This window comes from Ideonella sp. (assembly GCF_041918995.1).
GTDB lineage: Bacteria > Pseudomonadota > Gammaproteobacteria > Burkholderiales > Burkholderiaceae_C > Ideonella.
Genome location: NZ_JAYRUN010000009.1, coordinates 149,982 through 168,369, shown reverse-complemented (window position 1 = coordinate 168,369; position 18,388 = coordinate 149,982). Strand labels below are relative to the sequence as shown.

19 protein-coding genes and 1 riboswitch are annotated in these 18,388 nt (G+C 72.2%); of the genes, 7 read left to right on the top strand and 12 right to left on the bottom strand.

What is annotated here, in order from left to right; all coding sequences use genetic code 11:
• Positions 1 to 6 precede the first annotated feature (6 nt).
• Positions 7 to 198 carry a hypothetical protein gene (locus ACE3UN_RS10345; protein WP_374674857.1) on the bottom strand — a complete coding sequence of 64 codons (192 nt, stop codon included), beginning with the start codon at positions 196 to 198 and terminating at the stop codon, positions 7 to 9.
• Between the two features lie 110 nt (positions 199 to 308).
• Positions 309 to 1,763 (bottom strand): oxygen-independent coproporphyrinogen III oxidase, encoded by a 1,455-nt coding sequence (gene hemN / locus ACE3UN_RS10340; RefSeq protein ID WP_374674856.1) that lies wholly within the window; start codon positions 1,761 to 1,763, stop codon positions 309 to 311.
• Positions 1,764 to 1,952: 189 nt separating this feature from the next.
• Positions 1,953 to 2,062: riboswitch (glycine riboswitch) on the top strand.
• A 57-nt stretch (positions 2,063 to 2,119) separates the two neighbouring features.
• On the opposite strand from hemN, the gene ACE3UN_RS10335 reads away from it, so the two are divergent.
• Positions 2,120 to 3,442: a D-amino acid dehydrogenase gene (locus tag ACE3UN_RS10335; protein ID WP_374674855.1), complete on the top strand. Its 1,323-nt coding sequence runs from the start codon at positions 2,120 to 2,122 to the stop codon at positions 3,440 to 3,442.
• A 52-nt stretch (positions 3,443 to 3,494) separates the two neighbouring features.
• Positions 3,495 to 4,583 (top strand): hypothetical protein, encoded by a 1,089-nt coding sequence (locus tag ACE3UN_RS10330; protein ID WP_374674854.1) that lies wholly within the window; start codon positions 3,495 to 3,497, stop codon positions 4,581 to 4,583.
• On the opposite strand, the gene ACE3UN_RS10325 is transcribed toward ACE3UN_RS10330, so the two are convergent.
• A complete protein-coding gene (locus ACE3UN_RS10325) occupies positions 4,561 to 5,583 on the bottom strand; it encodes a helix-turn-helix domain-containing protein (protein WP_374674853.1) in 1,023 nt (340 codons plus the stop codon). The genes ACE3UN_RS10330 and ACE3UN_RS10325 overlap by 23 nt on opposite strands.
• 86 nt (positions 5,584 to 5,669) lie before the next feature.
• Here ACE3UN_RS10325 and ACE3UN_RS10320 point away from each other — a divergent pair, with 86 nt between their 5' ends.
• Positions 5,670 to 6,503 (top strand): alpha/beta fold hydrolase, encoded by an 834-nt coding sequence (locus ACE3UN_RS10320; RefSeq protein WP_374674852.1) that lies wholly within the window; start codon positions 5,670 to 5,672, stop codon positions 6,501 to 6,503.
• Here ACE3UN_RS10320 and ACE3UN_RS10315 read toward each other — a convergent pair.
• Complete coding sequence (locus ACE3UN_RS10315; protein WP_374674851.1) at positions 6,490 to 7,443, bottom strand: hypothetical protein; 954 nt, start codon at positions 7,441 to 7,443, stop codon at positions 6,490 to 6,492. The genes ACE3UN_RS10320 and ACE3UN_RS10315 overlap by 14 nt on opposite strands.
• A 208-nt stretch (positions 7,444 to 7,651) precedes the next feature.
• Between ACE3UN_RS10315 and ACE3UN_RS10310 the strand changes: the two genes are divergently transcribed.
• Positions 7,652 to 9,382 (top strand): ATP-dependent DNA helicase RecQ, encoded by a 1,731-nt coding sequence (locus ACE3UN_RS10310; RefSeq protein ID WP_374674850.1) that lies wholly within the window; start codon positions 7,652 to 7,654, stop codon positions 9,380 to 9,382.
• A gap of 107 nt (positions 9,383 to 9,489) precedes the next feature.
• Positions 9,490 to 9,804 carry a putative quinol monooxygenase gene (locus tag ACE3UN_RS10305; RefSeq protein WP_374674849.1) on the top strand — a complete coding sequence of 105 codons (315 nt, stop codon included), beginning with the start codon at positions 9,490 to 9,492 and terminating at the stop codon, positions 9,802 to 9,804.
• A gap of 120 nt (positions 9,805 to 9,924) precedes the next feature.
• On the opposite strand, the gene ACE3UN_RS10300 is transcribed toward ACE3UN_RS10305, so the two are convergent.
• Together ACE3UN_RS10300 and ACE3UN_RS10295 are read right to left on the bottom strand one after the other, a co-directional pair.
• On the bottom strand, positions 9,925 to 10,125 hold the full coding sequence (locus ACE3UN_RS10300) for a hypothetical protein (RefSeq protein WP_374674848.1): 201 nt from the start codon (positions 10,123 to 10,125) through the stop codon (positions 9,925 to 9,927).
• Between the two features lie 322 nt (positions 10,126 to 10,447).
• Entirely contained in the window at positions 10,448 to 10,867 is a 420-nt protein-coding gene (locus ACE3UN_RS10295) for a hypothetical protein (protein WP_374674847.1), read from the bottom strand.
• Between the two features lie 262 nt (positions 10,868 to 11,129).
• On the opposite strand from ACE3UN_RS10295, the gene ACE3UN_RS10290 reads away from it, so the two are divergent.
• Positions 11,130 to 11,984 carry a diguanylate cyclase domain-containing protein gene (locus ACE3UN_RS10290; protein WP_374674846.1) on the top strand — a complete coding sequence of 285 codons (855 nt, stop codon included), beginning with the start codon at positions 11,130 to 11,132 and terminating at the stop codon, positions 11,982 to 11,984.
• A 51-nt stretch (positions 11,985 to 12,035) separates the two neighbouring features.
• Here the strand turns inward: ACE3UN_RS10290 and ACE3UN_RS10285 are convergent, their stop codons facing one another.
• The 3 genes from ACE3UN_RS10285 to ACE3UN_RS10275 form a co-directional block, all read right to left on the bottom strand.
• A complete protein-coding gene (locus tag ACE3UN_RS10285) occupies positions 12,036 to 12,728 on the bottom strand; it encodes a Crp/Fnr family transcriptional regulator (RefSeq protein ID WP_374674845.1) in 693 nt (230 codons plus the stop codon).
• Between the two features lie 90 nt (positions 12,729 to 12,818).
• Positions 12,819 to 13,649 (bottom strand): class I SAM-dependent methyltransferase, encoded by an 831-nt coding sequence (locus ACE3UN_RS10280; protein WP_374674844.1) that lies wholly within the window; start codon positions 13,647 to 13,649, stop codon positions 12,819 to 12,821.
• A 154-nt stretch (positions 13,650 to 13,803) separates the two neighbouring features.
• Positions 13,804 to 14,523, bottom strand: a complete 720-nt coding sequence (locus ACE3UN_RS10275) for a Crp/Fnr family transcriptional regulator (protein WP_374674843.1) — start codon at positions 14,521 to 14,523, stop codon at positions 13,804 to 13,806.
• Between the two features lie 732 nt (positions 14,524 to 15,255).
• Here ACE3UN_RS10275 and ACE3UN_RS10270 point away from each other — a divergent pair.
• Complete coding sequence (locus ACE3UN_RS10270) at positions 15,256 to 15,552, top strand: hypothetical protein (RefSeq protein ID WP_374674842.1); 297 nt, start codon at positions 15,256 to 15,258, stop codon at positions 15,550 to 15,552.
• A 54-nt stretch (positions 15,553 to 15,606) separates the two neighbouring features.
• Here ACE3UN_RS10270 and ACE3UN_RS10265 read toward each other — a convergent pair whose 3' ends face one another.
• The 3 genes from ACE3UN_RS10265 to ACE3UN_RS10255 are packed head-to-tail and all read right to left on the bottom strand — an operon-like array spanning position 15,607 to position 18,334.
• The gene (locus ACE3UN_RS10265; protein ID WP_374674841.1) at positions 15,607 to 16,524 is read right to left on the bottom strand and encodes a YihY/virulence factor BrkB family protein; all 918 of its coding nucleotides are present in this window, start codon (positions 16,522 to 16,524) and stop codon (positions 15,607 to 15,609) included.
• A gap of 17 nt (positions 16,525 to 16,541) precedes the next feature.
• Positions 16,542 to 17,318 (bottom strand): esterase/lipase family protein, encoded by a 777-nt coding sequence (locus tag ACE3UN_RS10260; protein ID WP_374674840.1) that lies wholly within the window; start codon positions 17,316 to 17,318, stop codon positions 16,542 to 16,544.
• Positions 17,315 to 18,334 carry a DUF72 domain-containing protein gene (locus ACE3UN_RS10255; protein ID WP_374674839.1) on the bottom strand — a complete coding sequence of 340 codons (1,020 nt, stop codon included), beginning with the start codon at positions 18,332 to 18,334 and terminating at the stop codon, positions 17,315 to 17,317. Before ACE3UN_RS10255 ends, ACE3UN_RS10260 begins: the two co-directional genes overlap by 4 nt.
• Between the last annotated feature and the right edge of the window lie 54 nt (positions 18,335 to 18,388).

The window sequence follows — 18,388 nt, the reverse complement described above, 5'->3', positions numbered from 1 at the left end:
CGCCGATCAGGGCTTGTGCGTGCGCGACTGCGTCTGGTTGCCCGAGCCGACGTGCGCCTCACGGTCGTGCCGGCTCTGCGGGCTGCGCTGGCCCTGATTGAGCTGGGTGGGTGCGGTGTCGCCCAGCTGGTTGCGGTCGTTCTCGACCTTGCCGGACTGCTCCTGCTGCTTGTCGCGCGGGTTCTGGCGGTGCGTCATGGGGGGCTCCTTCGGGCGTGCCGGGTGGAAGACACCCCAGTCTGAGCGCGCCGCTGCGCCTCGCGTGTCGGACGACGGCGCGTTCGGCGCCGCGCCGCCCCCGCCTGGGGTCACACCACCTTCGAGAAGCGCGCCCGGTCCTGGCTGGCGCGCAGGTGGCGGTCGAACACCATCGCGATGGCGCGCACCAGGTACCAGCCCGCGGCCGTGACCTCCAGCCCCTGGGGCTGCAGCCGCACCAGGCCCGCACCGGCCATGGCCTGCAGCTCGGCCAGCTCGGTGGCGAAGGTGGCGGCGAAGTCGATGCCGTGGCGCGCCTCGACGGCGGCGTAGTCCACCCGGCCCTGGCACATCACGGCCATGATCACCTCGCGGCGCAGGCGGTCGTCGGCGGTGGTGGCGTAGCCGCGCACCACCGGCAGGCGGCCCGCCTGCAGCGCCTCGTAGTAGCCGGGCAGCGTCTTGTCGTTCTGGTAGAACTGGCCGGCCACCTGGCCGATGGACGACACGCCGAGCGCCACCAGGTCGCGGTCGGACTGCGTGCTGTAGCCCTGGAAATTGCGGTGCAGCCGGCCCTCGCGCTTGGCCACCGCCAGCGCGTCGTCGGGCAGGGCGAAGTGGTCCATGCCGATGTAGTCGTAGCCGCTGGTCTGCAACGCGGCCAGGGCACCGCCCAGCATGGCGATGCGGTCGCCCGGCGGCGGCAGCTCCGCGTCGTGGATGCGGCGCTGCGGCTTGAAGCGCGTGGGCAGGTGCGCGTAGGCGTACATGGCCAGCCGGTCGGGCCGCAGCTCCACCATCTGCGCGATGGTGCGCGTGAAGCTCTCGGGCGTCTGCCTGGGCAGGCCGTAGATCAGGTCGGCGTTGATGCTCACGTAGCCCAGCTCGCGCGCCGCCACCATCAGGCCGCGCACCATGTCCAGCGACTGCACGCGGTGCACGGCCTGCTGCACGTCGGCGTCGAAATCCTGCACGCCGAAGCTCAGCCGGTTGAAGCCCAGCGTGCGAAAGTGCGCCAGCCGCGCGGCCGTCACCGTGCGCGGGTCCACCTCGATCGACACCTCGGCGTCGGGCTGCAGGGTGAACACGCCGCGCAGCGCCGCCATCACGCGGGCGAGTTCGTCGTCCGACAGGAAGGTGGGCGAGCCGCCGCCGAAGTGCAGCTGGCTCACCGGCCGGCCATGGCCGATGCGCGCCCCCACCAGGCCCAGCTCGATCTCCAGGTGGTCCAGGTACTCGGCCGCGCGCTCGTGGTGCTTGGTGATGATCTTGTTGCAGGCGCAGTAGTAGCAGAGCTGCTCGCAAAAAGGGATGTGCACGTACACCGACACCGGCTGGGCCATTGCGGGGTCGGAGGCGGCCAGCGCGTCCAGCGCCGTGGCCGCGTCGCCGGGGCCGAAGGCGCTGCCGAAGCGGTCCGCCGTGGGGTACGACGTGTAGCGTGGGCCGGGCGCGTCGAACTGCCGCAGCAGCGCCTCGGTGAGCTCGGCCGGTGCGGCGGGGCGCACGGGCGCGACAGCGGGGGAGGCAGGGGGGCAGGCGACGGGGCAGGCGGTGGCTTCCATGGCGTGATGCTGCATTTGCGCCGCACCTTTGCGCTTGACGGCGGTCAAGCGGCGGCCCGCCAGGTGCACTTTCCGGCGGGCTCGGCTAGGATGGCCGCCGTGCAGGAGAGCGAGCCCCCGCCACCCGCGGGGCGCTTCCACCGAAGGCGCAATCTCCCATGAACGCTCAGGTTCCGTACTGCACCCCATCACACGCCGTCTGGAGAGCCTTCACCCACGGGTGAAGCACCGAAGGAGCAAGGCGCACGGCCGGGTGGCCGGCGCTGAATCTCTCAGGTTCCCGGGACAGAGGGAGCGGCATCACACGGGCAGCCCGAGCCGGGCTGCACCGTGCCGTTCCCTCTGGAGAAACCCCTGTGAAAGTCATCGTTCTGGGCGCCGGCCTGCTCGGCGTCACGTCGGCGTGGTTCCTGCGCGAGCTGGGCCACGAGGTCGAGGTCATCGACCGCCAGGCCGCCTGCGCGGCCGAAACCAGCTTCGCCAACGGCGGGCAGGTGTCGGTGAGCCATGCCGAGCCGTGGGCCAACCCGGGCGCGCCGCTGAAGCTGCTGAAGTGGCTGGGCCGCGAGGACGCGCCGCTGCTGTTCCGCCTGCGCGCCGATGCGCGCCAATGGGCCTGGGGCCTGCAGTTTCTGCGTGAGTGCACCCCGGCGCGCACGCGCCACAACATCCGCCAGATCGTGCAGCTGGGCACCTACAGCCGCCAGGTGCTGCGTGCGCTGCGCCAGGAGCTGGGCCTGCACTACGACCAGCGCACGCAGGGCATCCTGCACTTCTACACCAGCGAGCGCGAGTTCGAGGCGGCCCACGCGCCCGCGGCGCAGATGCGCGAGCTGGGCTGCGACCGCCGCGTGCTCTCGGCCGCCGAGGCCGTGGCCATCGAGCCCGCGCTGCGCGGCGCGCAGCACCAGTTGGCGGGCGCCACCTACACGCCCGAGGACGAATCCGGCGATGCGCAGCGCTTCGTCACCGAGCTGGCGCGGCAGGGCGCCGCGCGCGGCGTGGGCTTCCGCCTGTCGCACCAGGTCACCGCCCTGCATGCGGCCGGCGGGCGGCTCGACCATGTGGAGGTGATCGACCCGCAGGGCCGCTACCAGCGCCTGCAGGCCGACGCGGTGGTGGTGGCGCTGGGTGCGTTCAGCCCCGCGCTGCTGCAGCCGCTGGGCATCCGCCTGCCCATCTACCCGGCCAAGGGCTACTCGGTGACCATGCCGGTGCGCGACCCCGGGCGCGCGCACCAGGTCTCGCTCACCGACGACGAGTACAAGCTCGTGTTCTCGCGCCTGGGCGACCGCCTGCGCATCGCCGGCACGGCCGAGCTCAATGGCTTCGAGCGCCAGCTCAACCGCGTGCGCTGCCAAGCCATCGTGCGCCGCGTGGAAGAGCTGTTCCCCGGCGCGGGCGACCTGGAGCGTGCCCAGTTCTGGTCGGGCCTGCGCCCGGCCACGCCGAGTAACGTGCCGCTCATCGGCGGCACCGCGCTGCCCAACCTCTTCCTCAACACCGGCCACGGCACGCTGGGCTGGACGCACGCCTGCGGCTCGGGCCGCAGCATCGCGCGCATCGTCAGCGGCCTGGCGCCGGAGGTGGATTTCGCCTTCACCGGCGCGGCGAGCCGCCGCCCGGGGCATGCGGCGGGCCCGAGGCGGCCGGCCGCTGCCCCCATCTCAGGGGCCTGACAAGCCGGCGCGCCCGCGTGACCATGGCGCCTTCATTCCGGTGGAGGCCATCATGTCCCAACCTGTGCGTCGCGTGCTCGGGCTCACGCTGTTGTCATTGGCTGTCGGGCTGGCGTTGGGCGCGGCGGCCGGCGCCCATGCCGCGCCGGTCTTCCGGCTCACGCTGGTGAGCGGCGCGCCGGGCCAGCCGCCCTGCCAGATCGAGGCGCTGAACGACCTGGGCCACGTGGCCGGCCGCTGCGGGCTGGAGGGTTTCGTCTGGACGCCCGACGGCGGCGGCCAGCGCCTGGTGGACCCGGCGCACCCGCAGGCCGCGCTGTACCCCACGTCCATCAACACCGCCGGCCAGGTGGCGGGCACCCGCAGCTCGCCCGACTACGCGGTCACGCGCGGCTTCGTGTGGAGCCCCAGCTCGGGCTTCACCTACTTCGGCAACGCGGACCGCCGGATCGACGTGCGCGCCCTGAACGACGCCGGCGTGGCCGCGGGCCACACGGCACGCGCCGACGACTTCGAGTTCGCGTGGAAGGCGTTCCGCTGGCAGGCCGACACGGGCCTGGACTATGCCAAGCCGAGCCGCAACCGGCGCCTGGTCAGCATGGACATCAACGAGGCCGGGCAGATCGCGGGCACGCTCGACTGGCTGTCCGGTGGCCGCACGCACGCGGTGCGCATGGAGGTGGGCGGCGGCCACACGCAGCTGGTGGACAGCCACCGCACCTCGCAGGCGCGGGCGATCAACGACGCGGGCGACGTGGCCGGCGCGCTGGCGACCACCATCGACCGTTTCCAGGCCTTCGTGTGGCGCGCATCCACCGGCGCGGTGGTGATCGACCCGCGCACCGGCAGCGGCGACGACAGCTTCCCGGAAGGCATCAATGCCGCCCGGCAGGTGGTGGGCTCGTGGCTGGGCTCGGTGAACGGCCAGTGGCGCGAGGGCCTGTTCTACTGGGACGAGGGCAGCGGCTGGGCAGACCTGATGTCGCTGATCGACCCGAACGACCCGCTGCGTCCCCGCGTGGGCGAGCTGACGGCCGGCGTGGTGCGCATCAATGCGGCCGGCCAGGTGGCGGCCAACGCCTACGACCCGGTCGCCGACCAGCGGCTGATGCTGCTGTTCACGCCCGTGTCGCCGCCGTGACGGGCTGCCCGCCCTGGGCCACCCGGTAGGTGCCCGGCGTCATGCCGGTGGCCGTGCGGAACGCGCGGTACAGCGCGGCGTCGCTGCCGAAGCCCAGCTCGGCGGCAATGGCTTTCACCGGCCGCCTGCCCTGGCGCAGCGCCTCGGCGGCCTGGTCCAGCTTCACGCGGCGCAGCCATGCGCCCGCTGACAGGCCGGTGTGCGCCTGCACATGGCGGCACAGGCTGCGCGGCGACACATGCAGCAGCCGCGCCGCGGCCTGCAGCGACAAGGCATGCGCCGGCTGGCGCTGTGCCCAGGCCCACAGCGTGCGCAGGCGCTCGTCCCCGAGCGCCATGGGGGCGACGGGCAGGAAAGCGGGGTGGCGCGTGCGCGGCTGCGGCAGCATGAGCAGCTCCGCCACGTCACGGAGCACGTCCGCGGGGTACAGGGTGGCCAGCCGGTCGGCCATGAGCGGCAGGTGGCCCGCCGGGCCGGCTGCGGTGGCGTGGTGCCGCCCGGTCACCAGCGCCTGCTCGAAGCGCCAGCGCACCCAACCGAAGCGGTCCGCCAGGTGGGGGCCCAGCCACCACGTGGCGGTCGCGGCCACGCCGTCCAGCCGGCCCGCTGCCGCGGCCAGCGCGACCCCCGCGCAATAGCTCCACACCGCCGTGCGGGCGGGCAGGCGGCGCAGCGCGTCCACCAGCCCGGCGTGGGCCTGCACCGCGCGCTCCAGCGCCGCCGGCGAGTCCAGCCACAGCCCCGGCAGCAGCAGGGCATCGCAGCGCGCGGTGGCCAGGCGCTCCTGGGGTCGCAGTGCCGGCCCGTCGTGGGTGCCCACCTCGGCCCCGTCCACGGCCACCCAGGTGGTGCTCAGCCGGGCGCGCCCGTGGCGCAGCGCACAGGCGCGCACCAGGTCCGCGGTGGCGAACAGGCCCGCCGGCATGCAGCCGGGGAACAGCACCAGCCCCAGGCGAAGCGGCGGCCGGTCCGGCGAGGGCGGGTCCAGGCGGCTTGGCAAGATGTGTCAGTCCATTGGCAGAAGCTGCCATTCTGGCTGGCCTGGCCGGCCGCGACACTGGAGCCAGTGAAACAGCGGAGTCAGGCATGCGGGTCGACGCGGCGGGGTGCCAGGTGCACGTGGTGGACCAGGGGCCGGAGGGGGACCGGGACCGCAGCGACGGCGTGCCCACGCTGTTCCTGCACGGCAACCCCGATTCCTCGGAGGTGTGGGCGGGGGTGCTGCCCGCGCTCGCCGCCCATGGCCGTTGCCTGGCGCCCGACCTGCCGGGCTTCGGGCGCTCCAGCGCGCCGCCGGACCTCGACTGCTCCCTGGAGGGCATGGCGCACTTCGTGGAGGCGCTGCTGCAGGCGCTGGGCGTGGGCGGCCCCGTGAACCTCGTGGTGCACGACATCGGCGGCCCCCATGGCCTGGCGTGGGCGGTGCGGCACCCCCAGCGGGTGCACCGCCTGGTGATCATGAACACCGTGTTCCATGCCGACTACCGCTGGCACCGCCTGGGCCGGCTATGGCGCACGCCGGTGGTGGGCGAGCTGGTGCAGGCACTCACCACGCGATCGGGTTTCGTGCGCGAGATGCGCCGCGGCTCCCGCCGGCTGAGCGCGGCGCAGATGCACCGCACCTACGACCTCGTCACGCCGGCCACGAAACGCATGGTGCTGCGCTGGTACCGGGCGACGGACCCCCGGCATTTCGCCGGGTGGCAGGAGGCGATGCAGGCGCTGACGGCCCGCGTGCCCTCGCTGGTGATGTGGGGCGAGCACGACCCCTACATTCCCCGCCGGTATGCCGGGCGCTTCGGCCAGGCGCAGGTGCTGCACTTTCCCGGCGTCGGGCACTGGCTGCCCGCCGAGGCGCCGGCCGAGGTGGCGCAGCGCCTGCGGGAGTTCCTGTACCCCGCCCCGATCAGCGCGGGGTGAGCACCACGCCCTCCAGCCGCAATTCGGCCGCCTGCAGCGACACCTGCGGCGCGCCGTCGGCGGCCAAGTGCACGCGGGCGCTGAGGCGGCCATGCAGCGCGGTGGCGCTGAGGCGGGCGCCGGGCAGGTCCAGCGCCAGATCCGCCGCCCGCAGGTGCGCCAGGGTGACGGACAGGCCCTGACCGACGGCCTGGGCCTGCAGGCCCACGGCGTTGTGGCCCTCACCGCGCCCGGTCAGGCGCAGCCGCAGCCCGGGGCCGCCCAGCTCGCCGTCGCCGAGCTGCAGGTCGCCGCGCAGCGCCGTGCGGCCCAGCAGCTGGCGCGCCTGCTCGGTGGGCCCGTGGCCGGCGCGCAGGCGGGCCGTCTGGCGCAGCAGGCTCTCGGCAAAGGGTTGCAGCGCCAGCCGCCCGCGGTCGGCCACCCAGGCGCCCAGCAGGCTGCTGCGCTGCTCCAGCTGCACGCCCGCCAGCGTGGGCTGCTCGAACTGGAATAAGTAGGTGCGGCCGTTGGGCGCATCCACGTAGATGCCCAGGCGGCTCACGCCCATGCGCGAATCGGGCCCCACGTGCGCCACCGCCACGTCGTCGAAGTCCACCGCGCCGTCGCGCACCGGCACCGTCACGTCGGCGTCGAACAGCCAGTGGGCGTCGGTGATGCGTGCATGCAGGGTGCCGGCCAGGGTGGCCAGCGGCGCCAGCGTCCAGTCCGCGCAGGCGGTGGTGAGCGGCAGGCCGCCTTGCACGGCCAGGTCGCCCAGCTCCACCGCGTCGGCGACGAGCGCGGCGGCCGTGTCGGCCGCTTCAGCGCCTGTCCCAGCACCTGTCCCACCGCCATCGGGCGGCTCGAAGCGAGCGCCCGCCAACAACACGCGGCCGGCCCGCAGGCCCCAGCGGCCGGCCAGCGCCGCCCAGGTGGACAGGGGGGAATCGGAGGGACCCATCGGCGGTTCTGTCAAGGGTGGGGCAGGCGAATCGGCCTGCAAGGCAAGCCGCATGCCTGCGCCGGATGTCCACTGCCTCAAGAAGAGGCAGCCTGAGGCAAGCCCGCGCCACACCACGCCTTTTTCGCTCCGGCCACGGCCAATCCACGGAGTTGTCCACAGAAGCTGTGGATGCCCTGCCGGGCCCTCGGCTTGCCCAAGAGCGCGCATGCCCCGCCCCGCCCCCTCGCCCCGACCGCTGCCTGCCGCGGGGCGCCGGCTGTTGCACGAGGTCTTCGGCCTCAAGTCCCTGCGTCCCGGGCAGCCGGCGGTGATCGAGCGGGTGCTCGCTGGTGAATCCACGCTGGCGGTGATGCCCACCGGCGCGGGCAAGTCTCTGTGCTACCAGCTGCCCGCGCTGCTGCTGCCCGGGCGCACGCTGGTGGTCTCGCCCCTCATCGCGCTGATGAAGGACCAGGCCGATGCGCTGGTGGCGCTGGGCGTGCCGGCCGTGGCCCTGCACAGCGCCCAGGGTGCCGCCGAGGGCCAGGAGGCCGAGGCCGCGGTGGCCGATGGCAGCGCGCGCATCGTGTTCCTCACGCCCGAGCGGCTGGCCGACCCGGCCGAGCAGGCCGCGCTGCAGGCCGCGCCGCTGTCGCTGCTGGTGGTGGACGAGGCGCACTGCGTGTCGCAGTGGGGGCACGACTTCCGCCCCGATTTCCTGGAGATCGGCGCCGCCCGCCAGCGCCTGGGCGCGCCGCCCGTGCTGGCGCTCACCGCCACCGCCACGCCGGACGTGGCACGGGACATCGCCGCGCAGCTCGGCATCCCCGAGGAGGGCGTGCTGCGCCAGGGCAGCTACCGGCCCAACCTGCAGTACCGGGTGGACCTGCTCTCGGCCGAGGCCGACAAGCTGCCGCGGCTGCTGGCGCTGGTGCGTGGGCAGGCGGGCAGCGGCATCGTCTACACCGCCACCGTCAAGGCCGCCGAGGCGGTGCACGAGGCGCTGGTGCAGGCGGGCGAATCCGCCGGGCTGTACCACGGGCGCCTGGCCGCCGCTCGCCGCGCCGAGGCGCAGGACGCCTTCATGCACGGCCGCCTGCGCGTGATGGTGGCCACCAATGCCTTCGGCCTGGGCATCGACAAGCCCGACGTGCGCTTTGTGCTGCACTGGCAGATGCCGGGCGGGCTGGACGCGTACTACCAGGAGTCGGGCCGCGCCGGGCGCGACGGCGAGCCCGCGCTGTGCACGCTGCTGTACCTGCGCGCCGACAAGGCGGTGCAGCAGTTCTTCCTGGCCGGGCGCTACCCCGGCGAGGAGGAGCTGGCCGCGGTGGTGGACCGGCTGCGTGCCGAGCCGCCGGCCGAGGCGGGCGCCTGGACGCTGGCGGCGCTGCAGCAGGCCCTGCAACGGCCGCGCACCAAGCTGCAGGTGGCGCTGGCGATGCTGCGCAGCCAGCGCGTGGTGGCGCAGGACCGCGCGGGCCGGCTGCGCCTGCGCCGCACCGACCTGCCGCCCGCGCGGCTGCGCGAATTCGCCGCCCGCTACGCCGCCCGCCGCGCCGACGACCAGGCGCAGCTCGAGCAGATGGTGTTCTATGCCCAGTCCGGCTGGTGCCGCTGGCGCGTGTTGCTGGAGCACCTGGCCGCCTTGCCGGCGGGCTTCGACCGCTGCGGGCACTGCGACAACTGCGTGCGCCTGGCGGCGCACCTCGAGGCCGAGGCCAGCGAGGCGGGCGAGGAAGCGAGCCATGACGCAGTCGGTGACGCCCCCGGCGACATGGCGACCCGGCTGCCCCACGCCGTGGGCGATGAGGTGCGCGTGCGCCGCTACGGCCGCGGCCGTGTGGTGGCGGCCGATGCGGTATCCGTCGACGTGGAGTTCCCCAGCGGCGAGCGGCGCTGTTTCCTGCCGGATTGGGTGAGCGCCGTCGGCCGACACACGAGGTCGGCGACGTAGCTATCGCCTGGAACTACCGCGTGAGCCGCCGCCCCTGTTGCACTTCTTCAATGCTCTCCGGCGATGAGCCGCCACGCTGCGCTTTTCAATCCTCAGAGGAGTTGCACATGCTCGTCCCGATCGTTCACCAGACCACGGCGTCCGGCCGTGCCATCGAGCTGGAAGCGGCGGCCCTGCGCCAACTGGTCGCCCATGCCAGCACAAAAGTCGGCGTTCCCTTCTACGGCGCTGCGAAGCTGCAGCAGCAGCCTGACACGTTCATGCTGTGTGAGTACTACGCCGACCGCGCCGCCTTCGACAACCATCTGGCGCAGCCGGCCGTGAAGGTGCTGCTGAGGTCCTTCGATTCGCTGATCGCGTCTACGCCACAGCTGACCTTCTGCGACTCGCCAGGGTGCAGTGGTCTGTCACGGGGCCACTGAAGACGCGCCTGGACACCCCCACGAAGTGGCCGTGCGCGCCTTGTTCATCCGACGGCCGCATCGTGGCCGCCGCGCGATGCCTATGCATCGGTGTCCTGACGCCGCCGGGGTGGACCGCGGTCAGAGCGACAGCCTGTGACCCACCACGATGACGAACGGGCCGGTGCTCGCTTGCGCCGCCGCCACGGCGGTCGCATGTTGGCCAGACGCCTGCGAGACGACCTGTCGGTCCTGCGTATCGGCCAGGGCACCCACTCCACCCAGCAGGGCGGTCGTGGTCAGTGCGGCGAGGACGAGGGCGACCGGTTGAAAGCGGGACATGGTGGGCTCCGTGGTGCGGTTGGTTGGCTGCCACTCTAGGATCGGACAGCCCGCCGGACCAGCGCCCTGCGACGGCCGGCAGCGCGGTCCGATGCACTGCAGCTGCCGGGGGACGACCGGCAAGCCGCCAGCGTGCGGAGTGGCCCTCCCCGTCGATCTCAAAGATTCTTTCAACAGATCGAAACGACGCCCTTCCCCGCAAGGCTACTTGGGCCTCCACGGCGCCCATGGCGTCATAGAAGCGCTTGGCGCGCTCGGGGCCCGCGGACGTGCAGCCATGCATCAGGCGCACGAGGACACCGAACGAACGGTATGTGCCGGACTACCTCCGGTGGCGGATGGCCATCCACACCACCGCGATCAGCCCGGCGAGCCACAGGGCAGCGGCCGCTGGGGCCGGCAGGCCACCGTCCGCGCCGGCAGCGTTGTCCGTATCCACGACGGGCGCAGCCCGGGTCGCCGCCCGGCCGGAAATGCCATCGACGAGCGACTGTGTGCGCGCGGGGTCAGGGTCCCCCTGGGGTTCCAGCCGGTACGAATCCGCTGTGACACCGTCGTGCACATCGATGCGGAAATCGTCGACGGCGAGCGGTTCGGGCACAGGCGGCGGCGGGACGGTGACCATGGCGGCATCCAGCCCGCGCGTGCCGGCGGCCAGGTGAAGGGCGGGCATGGCGGGCAGCAACGACCAGGCCTGCCATGCCACCAGCCACAGCAGGAGAGGAAGGAACTTGGGGATCACGGCGTGCTTTCCGCGCCCATGAGGGCGCATGGCTGGGAGTGGCGGCATGTGGGAAGTCTGGTGCCGACCAGGGTCCTCCGTCGGTGCGCTGGAACACGCAGGGACCCCCGCGCGTTCTTCCTGCCCGCACGTCGGACCTTCCGGTGCTGCACCCGTATCGGTGCGGCACCGCACAGACACCCATGTCCAGGGCGCAACAATGCCCAAGGCGCCGACCCCCTCCTTTGGCGGGGCCCGGTGAGCCCGGCAGGAAGGACGCCCCATGCCACCGCAACCCATCGCGCTTCACGCAGGCCACGCTGAGCCGATGGAGGCGCGCCACGACGGCGGAGGCGGCATTGCCGACGGGATGGCCCGACTGCTTCAGGAAATCCTGCACCACACGGGGTCAGAGGCGGCTCGAGTGCCATCGCTCGTGCGCTCTGAGTACACCCATACGCTGGCCCTGGACTGCGCCGCTGCACTGCAGCTGCTGGAAGCCGCCATGGCTGCAGATCAAACGCAACTGCGCCGGCTCGAAAGCGAGCTGCACGATGCCCGGCGTTCCCTGTCACGTGCCCACCGTGACTTCGCGGACAGCCATGCAGGGGAGCTGCAGGCCCGCCACCTTGCCCTGCACGACGATCTGACCGCCCTGCCGAATCGGCGCCATTGCCATGATCGGATCGAAGAGGCCCTGCGGCTGGCCGATGGTCGCCAGGCCACGGCAGCGCTCATGTTTCTGGACCTGGACAAGTTCAAGGTGATCAACGACGAACATGGTCACGACGCGGGCGATGAAGTGCTGCGCATCGTGGCGGCCCGGCTGGCCCGCACGGTGCGTGCAGGCGACATGGTCTGTCGCCTTGGAGGAGACGAGTTCGTCTGCCTTCCGTCGGGCCATCTGGAAAGTGCCCAGCTCGACCAGCTGGCCCGGAAACTGTTCGACGCGGTGGCCGCCCCGTTGACCATCGGCGTCTTGACACTTCAAGTCTCGCCGAGCATCGGTGTGGCCGTGTTCCCTACCGATGCGCACACTTCCGAAGCGCTGCTGAGGGCCGCTGACGCAGCCATGTACCGCGCGAAGCGTCACCACACGGGCGTCGTGTTCGCTTCGCCCCCGGCCGGACTTGCGTGACGTGCGCCGCACGCACCGAACCGGCGGAGATCCCACCCACCGCTGTGGACCTCAATCGAACCAACGCGCGTAGGCGCGCTTGTCCGCCGCATAGCAGCTGCATGCCACGGCCTCCAGGCCTCGGCGATCCAGGATCTCGATGTCGCCGCGTCGGTAGGCCACGAGTGCGGCACGCTGAAGGGCTCCGGCGGCTTCCGTCACCCCCACCCTTCGCACGCCCAGCATGCGTGCAAGCAGCTCTTGCGTCACACGGAAGCGGTCGGCCCGGACGCGGTCCTGGATCATCAACAGTGCCCGGGCGAGACGCGCGCCGACGAGGTGATGACGCAGGCAGGCGGCGGCGGAAGAGACCTGGACGAGGCTCAGGTACACGTGCCTCTGGAGGCTCTCCCGAAGGGCGGTGTTGTGCGTCAGCTCGCCTTGCAGATCGCCGCAGCGGATGCGCATGGCATGGCCGGACACCCTGACCAGCGCGCGCAGCGGTGCGGTGCGGACTCCCAGCGTCAGTGATGCACCCAGCACGCCTTCGCATCCCACCGTCCCCACGTCGATGCCGGGATGGCCGTCCACCGAGACGGTGAGCGAGATGGACCCTTCCAGGGGGAAGTACACATGGCGCATGACTTCGCCCGCGTCGCACAGCACGTCCGCCAACGTGAGCGGCGCGGGTTCACACATCGACAGCAGTCGATCTCGGTTGCGGTGCGGCAATCGTTCAAGCAGGCGGTTGTCGGAGTGGGGCACGTCGGCGTCCGAGGGGGCCGGCCCGGCGCGGTGGCAGGTGCGGCCGAAGGCTGGTTCTTGGGAAGGCGGCGCCTCGCATGTGCCCGGCGGTCAGCCCTGCGATTTGCGGGCCAGCACGTTGAAGCCGAAGACGCTGCGCAGGTCCTCGCCTGCGACGAGACGACGGCCATGGGCATCCTCGAACACATCGGGGTCGTCATCGAATCCGGCAGCGGCCAGCTCGCACCGCAACTCGCGCAGGGAGACGTAGTGCGCCACCAGGCGCCATCCCCCGGCGAAAAAGGGCGCCACGCTCCAGCCGCCGCCCGCTTCGGACAGGGCCCGCGAGTGCCAGTAGCGGGTCGTGTACACGGGGACTCGTGCCATTTCTCTCGCCCAAGCCAGCGCCTGCCGCACCCAGCGGGCCGGGCGAGGGGACGCCTGCAGCATCAACGGCCACCAGGGACGGTAGCGCGCCGCCGGACCCGCCACGTTCAGTGTGGAGAACCAGAACACCCCGCCAGGCTCCAGGACGCGGAACGCTTCGTCGAGCACGCGCCGACGGTCGTCATGGTCCACCGAGTCGATGCCGTGAAAGCTGAACACCACCAGCGCCTGACTGCCGTCTGCCACCCCCTTCAGGTCCCGTGCATCTCCCAGCCGGATGTCGGCCTGTGGATGGCGTTCGCGGGCGGCCGACACCATCGGAACCACGTAGTCCAGACCCACGTATCGCTCACTGATGGACCGCAGCAGTGGCACCGTGCGGCCGGGGCCCACGCCCAGATCGAGGATGCGACGGTCGCGCATCTCGCCAGCCAGCAGTTCGAAAGCCACCCGCTCGCCCTCGTCCGTGAAACCTTGCTGCATGGCCATGCCGGCCACGGAGCCTGGCGCGCCATAGCAGGCCCGGTTCATGCTGTCGAGTAAGGCGGTGCTCATGGGTGTGCCTGCGGTGTGCCAGTGGTCGGACCTGCCAGACTGGGCCGGTCGTTCGGGGCGAACACCGTTCAGGGCAGCACCACCACGGTATCCCGCAAGGACTGCAGCAGTCCGTGCGGTGGCGCACGCAGGACCGCGGGCGATTCGCGCGTTGTCAGCTCGCCGTGGAGCCGGGCAGCAAGCGGGCGTACTCCTTGCGCACGACCTCATAACACTCGCAGGTTCGCGCTTCCAGGCCGGGACGATCGAGCACCTGGATGTGGCCCCGCGCATAGCGGATCAGCCCTTGCTTCTGCAGCTTGAGCGCCGCCTCGGTCACGCCCTCCCGGCGCACGCCGAGCATGTTGGCGATCAGCTCCTGCGTCATCACCAGTTCCGTGCCGTCCAGCCGGTCCAGGCTGAGCAGGAGCCAGCGGCACAGCTGCTGATCGAGCGAGTGGTGCCGGTTGCACACCGCCGTCTGCGACATCTGGGTGATGAGCGCCTGCGTGTAGCGCAGCAGCAGGTGCATGGCCGGTCCGGCCCGGTTGAACTCCTCCTTCATCGCGCGGGCGGACAGCTTGTACCCCTCGCCCTCGCTTTGCACCACCGCACGGCTGGGCGTCGATTCACCACCCATGAAGAGGGAGACGCCCACGATGCCCTCGTTGCCGACGACCGCGATCTCGGCTGATGCACCGTCTTCCAGCACATACAGGAGAGACACGATGGCCGTCGTCGGAAAGTAGACGTGACTCAGCGGTCGCCCGGATTCGTAGAGCACCTGGCCCAGTGCCAGCCGCGTCCACTCCAGATGCGCAGCCCAACGCTGGGACTCGGCCGCGGGGAGCGCAGCGAGGAGTCGGTTCTGACGCGGCGACGACGGGGCGTTCACGTGTTGTTCAGGTTCTGTCGGCGTGGTTCACCCAGGGCTGAACCGTGGCAGGGATGCTGCGAGCGGTGCGGGCACCGATGAGGTCCAGCCTACTCCATATGTCCGCTACCGGACATTTCCATGCCCCTGCCCCGCGCAGGGACCAATGACGCGAGCGCCCTCCCGCATGCGCCACTCGCGTAGCCAGCTCGGGCCCGCGGTTCCGCCAGCACGGCCGTCAGTATTCGTTGTGCTGCTCCCTTGCCGGCAGCAGGCTGGATCGGCGCTCCCGCGCGAGACGGCCTGCGAAGGCAAGCCGGTGAGGGCGCCTTCCTGTGCCTATCGGTGAAGGGCGACCGGGTGAAAGCGAGACATGGTGGGTCCGTCGTGCGGGCAGATGCGGCCACCTGAGGATCGGGTACCCCGCCGGACCCAACGGCGACTCGCGTGGTGTGCCGCAGCACCGACCTCGCCGGGATGAGCCGAGTCCCGGCGCTCGCCGACGGCCCTCTTCAGCCCGACGGACTCCGACCGAGCCATGCCGCTCCGTCGTGAAGTGGGCGGTGGTTGACGCCCAAGGCCTCGTCGATGTCCTCAACCGATCCAACGCATTGCCGAATGCGGTTGCCTGCGGCGGCCCGGGCCGCCTCGCGTAACAAGCACCCCCCTGGTGCCGCTTTTCGGGCCATCGGCCGCGGGTGATCCGGCCGATGCTCTGGGCTGTTGCGAGATGCCACTTCCCAGGCGCCCCTCATGCCCATCAGCCCCACCTCCGGCCCGCTTCTCTACGTCATCGATGTCGCCCTGCGACTGCACCGCATGGAATGCGGCCAGCAGCGCATGGACCCGGTGGCCTACCGGCTCTTTGCCCGCCGCCTGCGCCAAGCGCTGGCCGCCTGCCCCATGGACGAGCTGCCGCTGCACGACGTGCAGCCGGCCGCGCTGCGCGAGGCCATCGAGGACCGCCACTTCCTGGAGCACGGCCACTTCCTCGGCCAGCCCGGCCTGGCGGACGTGGCGCTGCTGACCATCGCCCGCTGCCGCGCCTGAGGCGCGGCGGCCCCGCGGCTGCCCGCCGCGGAACCGTCGTCTGCCCGCGGCCGATCAGGCCGGGGCGGTCGGTCCGCGCTCGGCGGGGACCACGCCCCGCATGGACCCGAACCGGCGGGCATAGGCCCAGGTGAGCTCGGCGCCGAGCAGGAACACCTGCGCGGACCAGTACACCCAGACCATCAGCACCACCAGCGAGGCGGCTGCGCCGAAGCCGGAGGTGACGTTGCTGTGGCCGAGGTACAGGCCGATGAGCCACTTGCCCACGTTGAACAGCAGGGCGGTGGCGGCCGCGCCGATCCACACGTCGTGCCAGCGCACCTTGGCGTAGGGCACCCACTTGTAGAGCATCGCGAACATCACGGTCACCAGGCCGAAGCCCAGCGCGAAGTCCAGCGCCTTGGCCAGCAGGGCCGCCGCGCCGAAGAACGGTGTCCACCACGCACTGAACGCCGACAGCGCGGCGTTGAAGAGCAGCGACACCATCGACAGGAAACCCAGCCCGAGGATGATGCCGAGCGACAGCAGGCGGGTGCGAACGAAGGCCCACACGCCGGCCAGCCCGCCCACCGAGGCCTCGGCCACCGCCGGGCCGCGCCAGATGCGGTTGAGCGCGTTCTGCAGCTCGGCGAAGACGCTGGTGGCGCCCACCAGCAGCGCGGCCAGCCCCAGGCCGGCGGCCAGGGGCTTGTCGCGCTGGAAATGCACCTTGGCCAGCATCTGCTCGATGGCCTGGGCGCTCTCGGTGCCCACCAGGCCGGCCAGCTGGCCCATGATCTCGCCGCGGGCCGCCTCCTCGCCGAACACCAGCCCGGCCAGCGCGATGACCATCAGCATCATCGGCGCGATGGAAAACAGCGTGTAGTAGGCGAGCGCCGCGCCCATGCTCGGCGCGGCGTCGTCCAGCCAGCCGTTCACCGCCTGTTTCAACAGGCTGCCCAGCTCGGCGGGGTGCAGCGCGTGCCGGGGCATGGCCAGCGGCGCCCGCGTCAGCGCGTGCGGGAGCCGGCGCGCAGGGGCGGGCGCGCCACCGGCCGCGCCAGGTGGCCGGCCACCACGCGCAGCACGTCGGGGTTCCAGCCCAGGCCGCAGTGGCTGCCCTGCACCTCGATGTTCTCCACGTCGCGGCGGCGGCTGCGCTGCACGCAGGCCTGCCAGGCCACCACGCCGTCGGTGCGGCTGTAGATGGAGGTGGTGGGCACGGGCGGGGCCTTGGCCAGGCGCTGCTGCAGCGTCGGCTCGATGTGCGGGTGGGCGCCATTGAGCAGGCGGTAGAGCAGCCCGGCGTTGGTGTGCTCCGGGCGTCCGGCGAAGGGCGTGCCGATGGTGATCACGCGCCGGGCGCGGGACGGGCCCAGCACCCGGGCCACCTCGCGCGCGTAGATGCCGCCCAGGCTCCATCCCACCAGGCTGACGGGCTCGCCCGCGCGGTCGGCGTGCGCGGCCACCTCGTCGGCCAGTGACTGCAGCCAGTCGTCCACGTCGCCCTCGGGGCCGGTGTTCATGCCGCGCCCCCAGTCGTGCGCGTCGTAGCCCAGGCGCAGGCACAGGTTCTTCAGCGGCCCCAGGGTGCGCTCGTCCAGGGCCAGCCCCGGGAACAGCAGCACCGGGTGGCCGTCGCCCGCAGGCAGGTCGTCGTGGCTCATCCAGTGGACGCTGGCGTACTCGCAGGCCGCCCGCAGCGGCTCGGCGCCCAGCAGCAGCCAGGACGGCGCGCGGGCGCGCCGCGACGAGGCGGCCAGCAGGGACAAAGGGGAGGCGGTCATGTGGGCTTTCGGTGAGAGGGATGGGTGCCCATCTTCCCGGGCCACCGCGTTCGCGGGGAGTCGACAAGCGGCGGTTTGCCCGTGCGGCTTGTCCTACGCAGGGCGGGCGCCGCCGCGGGCGGCGGCGCCACGCCCAGCCGCTCGGCCAGGCGCTGCGCATCGAAGGGCGCATGCACCTTGATGTCGTTGTCGAAGTAGCAGTAGATGTCGCGTGCCGGCGCATGCGGTGCCGGCTCGTCCGGGGCGGCCAGCCGCGCGTCGTCGACCTGCCGGCCGCGGCGCCAGGCGGTGATGCGCCGCGCCCAGTGGTCCAGCGCACCGTCGTCGTAGCCGCTGGCGTAGAGCTCCTCGGCGCCGTGCAGGCGCAGGTACATGAAGTCCGTGCAGAGGTCTTCCAGCCAGGGCCAGCGGCCCGCCGTGTCAGCCACCACCAGCGCAATGCCGTGGCGCCTCAACTGCGCCACGAAGGCCGGGTCGACGAAGCTGGGGTGCCGCACCTCCACGGCGTGGCGCAGCGCGCGGGGCTCGTCCACGCGCCAGTCGCTGCGGCCGTCGACACGGCCATCGTGGTGGCGCTGCGCGAACGCGGCGGCGGCCCCGGTGTCGCGCGGCAGCAGGGCGAAGAAGGCCTCGAAGCGCTCGGCGTCCCAGCGCATCTGCGGCGGGAACTGCCACAGCAGCGGGCCCAGGCGCGCGCCCAGCGTGAGCACGCCGGAGGCCAGGAAATTGGCCAGGGGCGCCTGCACGTCCTTCAGGCGTCGCAGGTGCGTGAGGTAGCGCGGCCCCTTCACCGAGAACACGAAGCCCGGCGGTGTCGCCTCCGCCCACGCCTCCCAGGCGGCGGGCCGCTGCAGCGAATAGAAGGACCCGTTGAGCTCGATGCTGGCCATCCGGCCGGCCGCGTACGCCAGCTCGTCGCGCTGGCGCAGCCCCGGCGGGTAGAACACGCCGCGCCAGGGCGCGTAGCGCCAGCCGGAGATGCCGATGCGGACGGTGCCGCGGGGTGCGAGGGCCATGGCGACGACCGGCAAGCGACGCGCCGCCTTCCTCCATTTTGCGGGACGCAAGAT

Bases quoted from the DNA above. Each gene is read 5' to 3' on its own strand.
- ACE3UN_RS10345 (WP_374674857.1), bottom strand. From the start codon at position 198: ATGACGCACCGCCAGAACCCGCGCGACAAGCAGCAGGAGCAGTCCGGC.
- hemN (WP_374674856.1), bottom strand. From the start codon at position 1,763: ATGGAAGCCACCGCCTGCCCCGTCGCCTGCCCCCCTGCCTCCCCCGCT.
- ACE3UN_RS10330 (WP_374674854.1), top strand. From the start codon at position 3,495: ATGTCCCAACCTGTGCGTCGCGTGCTCGGGCTCACGCTGTTGTCATTG.
- ACE3UN_RS10320 (WP_374674852.1), top strand. From the start codon at position 5,670: ATGCGGGTCGACGCGGCGGGGTGCCAGGTGCACGTGGTGGACCAGGGG.
- ACE3UN_RS10315 (WP_374674851.1), bottom strand. From the start codon at position 7,443: ATGGGTCCCTCCGATTCCCCCCTGTCCACCTGGGCGGCGCTGGCCGGC.
- ACE3UN_RS10310 (WP_374674850.1), top strand. From the start codon at position 7,652: ATGCCCCGCCCCGCCCCCTCGCCCCGACCGCTGCCTGCCGCGGGGCGC.
- ACE3UN_RS10305 (WP_374674849.1), top strand. From the start codon at position 9,490: ATGCTCGTCCCGATCGTTCACCAGACCACGGCGTCCGGCCGTGCCATC.
- ACE3UN_RS10300 (WP_374674848.1), bottom strand. From the start codon at position 10,125: ATGTCCCGCTTTCAACCGGTCGCCCTCGTCCTCGCCGCACTGACCACG.
- ACE3UN_RS10290 (WP_374674846.1), top strand. From the start codon at position 11,130: ATGCCACCGCAACCCATCGCGCTTCACGCAGGCCACGCTGAGCCGATG.
- ACE3UN_RS10280 (WP_374674844.1), bottom strand. From the start codon at position 13,649: ATGAGCACCGCCTTACTCGACAGCATGAACCGGGCCTGCTATGGCGCG.
- ACE3UN_RS10270 (WP_374674842.1), top strand. From the start codon at position 15,256: ATGCCCATCAGCCCCACCTCCGGCCCGCTTCTCTACGTCATCGATGTC.
- ACE3UN_RS10265 (WP_374674841.1), bottom strand. From the start codon at position 16,524: ATGCCCCGGCACGCGCTGCACCCCGCCGAGCTGGGCAGCCTGTTGAAA.
- ACE3UN_RS10260 (WP_374674840.1), bottom strand. From the start codon at position 17,318: ATGACCGCCTCCCCTTTGTCCCTGCTGGCCGCCTCGTCGCGGCGCGCC.
- ACE3UN_RS10255 (WP_374674839.1), bottom strand. From the start codon at position 18,334: ATGGCCCTCGCACCCCGCGGCACCGTCCGCATCGGCATCTCCGGCTGG.